The following is a 6,359-nucleotide window of genomic DNA, read 5'->3' on the forward strand; positions in this document are numbered from 1 at the left end:
TATATTGTTAACTTTTTTAAAAATAAGGTTAAATTCGTTGACAACTTTTTTGAAAAGCACTTTATTGACATGAGTTTTAGAATGTTGTTTCATAGTCATTGTATTGAAAAAAAACGGCTATCATGTCGAAAAGTAAAAGTTAAAAAAAGAAAGAATTTATACATATATCTTGTGTCTTATTTTGAAACGTAATACAATATATAGAGAAATCAAGAACGACATATAGAGAATATAGATTTGAGAGGGAGGGTCGGAAATGTTAGTTGCATATGATTCTATGACAGGAAACGTGAAGCGTTTCATTCACAAATTAAATATGCCGGCCGTTCAAATTGATGAAGATCTAGTAATAGATGAAGACTTTATTCTTATTACGTATACAACAGGTTTTGGAAATGTACCAGAACGTGTTTTAGACTTTTTAGAGCGCAATAATGAAAAATTAAAAGGCGTATCTGCAAGCGGCAATCGTAACTGGGGAGACATGTTCGGTGCAAGTGCTGACAAGATTTCTACTAAATATGAAGTGCCTATTGTATCAAAATTTGAGTTATCTGGAACAAATAACGATGTAGAATATTTTAAGGAAAGGGTGCGGGAGATTGCGACACATTGAACTGAATAATGAAATCACGCAAATGCAGGACGGTTTTTATCAGCTTCATAAAGATAAAGAGGCATTAGAAGTCTTTATGGAAGAAGCTAGAGAGAATACCGTTCCTTTTAATAGCGTGGCAGAGCGAATGGAGTATATGAAAGAACATGATTACTATTACAACGTTCTGGACGAGTATAGCTTGGAGGAAGTAGAGGAAGTATATAACATCGCTTATGGTGAAAACTTCGAGTTCCAATCTTATATGGCAGCATCTAAGTTCTACAAAGATTATGCGTTAAAAACGAATGATCAAAAACAATACTTAGAAAGCTATGAAGATCGTGTAGCAATTGTTTCATTATACTTAGGACGCGGTGATGTTTCGAAAGCAAGACAATTCGCAAGCATGATTGTAAAACAAAACTACCAACCAGCGACACCAACCTTTTTAAATGCGGGAAGAAGCAGAAGAGGAGAAATGGTGTCTTGTTTCTTGTTAGAGATGGATGATAGCTTAAATTCAATTGGCTTTAACATTAATACTGCGATGCAATTATCAAAAATCGGCGGGGGAGTAGCTTTAAACTTATCTAAGCTACGCGCACGTGGTGAGCAAATTAAAGGTATCGACAACGCTGCAAGTGGCGTAGTACCTGTTATGAAATTGCTTGAAGATTCGTTTTCATATGCGAATCAGCTTGGCCAACGAAAAGGTGCCGGTGCAGTATATTTAAACATTTTCCATTGGGATATTATTGAATTCCTTGATACAAAAAAAATAAATGCCGATGAGAAGAGCCGTATTCAGTCTCTATCAATCGGAATTATCGTTCCAAGTAAGTTCTTTGAGCTTGCTGAGAAAAACGAACCTTTCCATGTTTTCGCGCCTTATACGGTTTATAAAGAATATGGCAAGCATTTAGATGATATTGACATTGATGAAATGTACGATGAATTAATGAGCAATCCGAAAGTGAAGAAGAAGCCACTAGATATTAGTGCACGTGATATGCTTATTAAAATCGCTATGATTCAGCTTGAGTCTGGTTACCCATACTTAATGTTTAAATCAAATGCAAATAATCAACATCCATTGAAGGATATTGGAACTGTGAAGATGTCGAACTTATGTACAGAAATCTTCCAGCTTCAAGAAACTTCAGAAATAAATGATTACGGTACAGATGACATTATCCGTCGTGATATTAACTGTAACTTAGGATCGTTAAATATTGTAAACGTAATGGAAAATAAAGAAATTCGTGAAGCAGTTCATGCGGGAATGGAAGCTTTAACAGCTGTTTCTGATATGACGATTATTCCGAATGCACCAACTGTGAAAAAAGCAAATGACGAGCTTCATTCAGTTGGACTTGGAGCAATGAACTTACACGGATATTTAGCAAAAAATAAAATCGCTTATGAAAGTGCAGAAGCGAAAGAATTCGCTCGTACATTCTTTATGATGTTAAATTACTATTCTATTGAGAAAAGTATGGAAATCGCTACAGAAAAAGGCGAGACATTTAAAGACTTCGATAAATCTGATTATGCGAATGGCACATACTTCGAAAAGTATGAAACGACAGATTACAGTCCTGTAACTGAAAAAGTTCAGCAACTATTTGAAGGAATTCATATTCCGACAAAAGAAGATTGGACAAGTTTAAAAGAGCAAGTGCAGAAGAATGGTTTATACAACTCATATCGTCTTGCCATTGCTCCAACACAATCAATCAGTTACGTTCAAAATGCAACTTCAAGCGTAATGCCGATCGTAAGTCAAATCGAATCAAGAACATATGCGAATGCGACAACATATTATCCAATGCCGTATTTATCAAAAGATACGTTCTGGTACTATAAATCTTCTTACGATATGAATCAGTTTAAATTAATTGATTTAATCGCAGAAATTCAAGAACATATTGACCAAGGAATTAGTACAATTCTTTACGTTAATAGTGATATTTCAACACGTGAATTAGCACGTTACTACATCTATGCACATAAAAAAGGCTTAAAGAGTCTGTATTATACGAGAACACGTAAATTAAGCGTGGAAGAGTGTGTGGCTTGTACCGTTTAATGGCATATTGCCATACTAAATGAATAACCCAATAGTATGAGCAGGGTTATGAACCCTGCTCATACTTGGTTTGTTCTACTAAACGGTTAGCTTTTCATTGTTAGATGGAAATTTAACCGTTCAGTAGAACAATAATAGATATAGGGGTGATTCAATGCGCGCTGTTAACTGGAATAAAAAGGAAGATGATTTCAGTTTAATGTTTTGGAAGCAAAACATCGCTCAGTTTTGGACAGAAGAAGAAATCGCGGTTTCGTCTGACAAAAATACTTGGGTGCAATTATCGAAAGAAGAGCAAATTGCTTATAAGCGTGTATTAGGTGGTTTAACACTTTTAGATACGAAACAAGGTGGCGAAGGAATGCCACTTGTACTTGTTCATCTTGAAAATTTACAAGCGAAAAGTGTATTAGCTTTCATGGGAGCTATGGAAGAAGTACATGCGAAAAGTTATAGTCACATTTTCACAACATTAGCTACAGAAGAAGAAATTGATGATATTTTTGACTGGGTAGACAATCATCCGTTACTTGAGAAAAAAGCTGGTATTATTACTAGTTACTATCGTCGTTTATTAAAGCCTGAAGTAACGAAAAAAGAGTTATACATGGCAATGGTAGCAAGTGTGTTCTTAGAAAGTTACTTATTCTATAGTGGATTTTTCTATCCACTTTACTTAGCTGGTCAAGGTAAACTGACGGCAAGTGGTGAAATTATTAACCTTATTATCCGTTAACTTATGGCGGCTTTTGGTAGAGATACCAATTGAAAAACCCTTTTAATTGCTGGGACCCCCTATTGTAAATTTATCTGTATTATTATTGATGAATATATGCATTCAGGTTATTCTCTAACTATCAATAGATGGAAAGGAGAATAGCTGATAGGGCAATCAGCAGCGAAGCCTTTATCTAGCGATAACATGTACGGAATTTACTATTTAAAAATCAATGGGAAGTATTATATTGGTAAAGATGTGAACGTTTCAAATTTAAAACGAATTAGGGAACATATGTGGATGTTAAAGAGTGGTACACATTATAATAGGTATTTACAAGCAGTATACTGTAAATATGAATCCACTTTAGAATATGGAATTCTAGAGGAAATAGAATGTTCATTGGAAGAATTGAGTGAGATTGAGCAACAGTATATTTGGCTGTATGATTCTTATAATAATGGCTATAACTTGACGTTAGGCGGAGAAGGATTGGGTGGAATTAAATTCACTGAAGAACAATTAGAGAAGAAAAGGCAACGTGTTATAGGTGAAAAAAATCCACAATCAAAAATTACAGATGCACAATTTTTTGAGATTGTAGAACTACTAAAGTGCGGAAAGACAAATCCAGAAATTGCTGATATGTATAATCTTCATCCTAATTATGTATCTTTAATTCGACATAAGAAACGTTATAAATATCTTTGGGGAAAAGTGCAAAATTATATGCCGGTTAAATCTGAACACCAACTGAAAACAAGGGGACGTGTGACTCTTGAAATGTTTTTGGACATCGTTCAGATGCTACAAGCCGGTGAATCTAATGCATCCATTGAAAGAAAACATGGGTTATCGAGCGGCACAGGAAGCCGTATCAGACATCGAAAACTGTATAAACAGTGGTGGGTGCGATACGTAGATAAAGGAACGTTCAACGACTATCCCAATGGCGGTGAAATTCCGCAAGAGGAGTAGGGCCAAGCGGTGGGTGAGAATCCCTTAAATCGAAATGGAGGGCTACCTGAGAAGGTAGATGATATAGTCTCTTCTTACAGGAAACTGTAAGCTGTATAAACGGCATAGGAGTAGCGAACTTATGTGAAGGTAAAGGATGAGTCAATTCACGGCGTATTCGTCGGTATTTTAGCACAACAAATCTTCGCAGAACTTTCTGCAGAAGAGCAACAAGAAGTGCAAAAAGAAACACAAGAGTTATTAATGGAACTATATGAAATTGAAATGGCCTATACAGAAGAAATTTACACTTCTATCGGTCTTGTAGAAGATGTAAATCGTTTCGTTCGTTACAATGCGAATAAAGGGCTTATGAACTTAGGACTTGAGCCGAAGTTTGAAGAAGAAGAAATTAACCCAATCGTTTTAAATGGTTTACGTACAGATACGAAAAACCATGATTTCTTCTCTGTAAAAGGAAATGGTTACGTAAAAGCAACGAACGTTGAAAAGTTAGCTGACGATGACTTCGTGTTTAACTTTTAATATAGGATTATAAAGAAAAGCTGTCTTATTGATTGATAAGACAGCTTTTCTTTATAATTTTGTTTACATAACACTATTATTTTTGTATAGCGATTTATATTTGGGAAGTTCTATTCGGTTAACGGATAGAACTTTTTTGTAATTAAATGGGTATTTACAAACCTTTTGTATCAGTGTATTATTTAACTAGTACACCGATACAAAAGGAGGGAAGAAATGAAAATAGAGTTTTCTCCAAATACACCAATTTACATTCAGGTAATGGAATACATAAAAAAAGAAATCGTAACAGGACATTTATTGCCTGGTGATAAAATTCCCTCTGTCCGTGAATTAGCGAGTGAATTACAAGTTAATCCAAATACGATTCAGCGTACATTTCAAGAGCTAGAACGGGATGGAGTTGTTGTCACACGTAGAGGAATGGGACGGTATGTAACGAATGAAGGGGAGAAAATTATGGAGCTGCGAAAAGAGATGGCGAAAGAATTACTTCATTCTTTTATAGATGGAATGGACAATTTAGGTTTTTCAGAAGAAGAAATTCTTACAATTCTTCGTTCTTCATTACATGATAAGAGGGAGGAGAGCCAATGACAGAGCTATTGAAAATAGAAAACTTATGGAAGAGATACGGATTAAAAGCAGTGATCCGTGAATTAAACATAGAGATTACGGAAGGGAAAATCGTTGGGCTTGTTGGAGATAACGGGAGCGGGAAAACGACGTTATTGAAAATGATTGCAGGCTTGCAACACCCTTCTGAAGGTAGTATTACAATAGACGGTAAAAAGGTAGGATTACAGACGAAAGAAATCGTTTCATTTATGTCCGATAAGCCAGTCTTTGATGATTGGATGACTGTAAAAGATGCTTTATTTTTTTACCGAGATTTTTATAAAGACTTCGATATTCAAAAAGCGGTAGATACGATTGCAGAATTTAAAATACCGTTAGAAGAAAAAATTACAGCATTGTCAAAAGGTATGGTTGAGAAGCTGCAGATTATTTTAACGTTTTCTCGAAAAGTGAAGCTATACGTACTGGATGAGCCGTTGGGCGGGATTGATCTTGTTTCTAGAGAACATGTACTTGAGCTAATACTTAAATTTTATCGTGAAGATTGTACGCTACTTATATCGACTCATTTAATAAGAGAAATCGAAAATATATTCGATGAAGTAATCTTTTTGAAAGATGGAGAAATAATATTGCATGAAAATGTGGAAGAACTACGATTTCAAAAGGGTAAAGCAGTACATGAGCTGTTTAAGGAGGCCTATGAGAAATGAGTCAGCTTTTTCGTTATCTGTATAATTGTAATAAGAGAAAGATAGCCATTATTTACTTTGGTTTTATTACAGTTTCATTCATTCTTTTATTTAATATGAAAGGAGTTTCAGGAGTTAGAATTTCAGGTAGGCAAGATATAATTATTATTATATTCTTTA

5 protein-coding genes and 3 pseudogenes are annotated in these 6,359 nt (G+C 34.9%); all 8 read left to right on the forward strand.

The genetic code is table 11. The features are described 5' to 3' along the window. Window positions 1-256 precede the first annotated feature (256 nt). Window positions 257-616, forward strand: coding sequence for a class Ib ribonucleoside-diphosphate reductase assembly flavoprotein NrdI (gene nrdI / locus ACQGSG_RS25340; RefSeq protein ID WP_000959447.1), 360 nt, complete (start codon window positions 257-259; stop codon window positions 614-616). Then, a complete protein-coding gene (gene nrdE / locus ACQGSG_RS25345; RefSeq protein WP_001215839.1) occupies window positions 603-2,687 on the forward strand; it encodes a class 1b ribonucleoside-diphosphate reductase subunit alpha in 2,085 nt (694 codons plus the stop codon). The genes nrdI and nrdE overlap by 14 nt, the downstream gene beginning before the upstream one ends. Window positions 2,688-2,841: 154 nt before the next feature. Continuing rightward, window positions 2,842-3,420, forward strand: a pseudogene (locus ACQGSG_RS25350) (ribonucleotide-diphosphate reductase subunit beta); the annotation flags it as partial. Window positions 3,421-3,609: 189 nt separating this feature from the next. Next, a complete protein-coding gene (locus ACQGSG_RS25355) occupies window positions 3,610-4,383 on the forward strand; it encodes a GIY-YIG nuclease family protein (protein ID WP_000274263.1) in 774 nt (257 codons plus the stop codon). A 129-nt stretch (window positions 4,384-4,512) separates the two neighbouring features. Then, window positions 4,513-4,908, forward strand: a pseudogene (locus ACQGSG_RS25360) (ribonucleotide-diphosphate reductase subunit beta); the annotation flags it as partial. A gap of 216 nt (window positions 4,909-5,124) precedes the next feature. After that, complete coding sequence (locus tag ACQGSG_RS25365) at window positions 5,125-5,505, forward strand: GntR family transcriptional regulator (RefSeq protein ID WP_000687512.1); 381 nt, start codon at window positions 5,125-5,127, stop codon at window positions 5,503-5,505. Next, window positions 5,502-6,200, forward strand: a complete 699-nt coding sequence (locus ACQGSG_RS25370; RefSeq protein WP_000137748.1) for an ABC transporter ATP-binding protein — start codon at window positions 5,502-5,504, stop codon at window positions 6,198-6,200. The genes ACQGSG_RS25365 and ACQGSG_RS25370 overlap by 4 nt, the downstream gene beginning before the upstream one ends. After that, a pseudogene (locus ACQGSG_RS25375) lies at window positions 6,197-6,359 on the forward strand (ABC transporter permease); the annotation flags it as partial. The gene ACQGSG_RS25370 and the pseudogene ACQGSG_RS25375, both read left to right, overlap by 4 nt.

Origin of the sequence: Bacillus sp. GMa5/1, from assembly GCF_050172015.1 — a bacterium.
Classification (GTDB): Bacteria; Bacillota; Bacilli; order Bacillales; family Bacillaceae_G; genus Bacillus_A; species Bacillus_A cereus.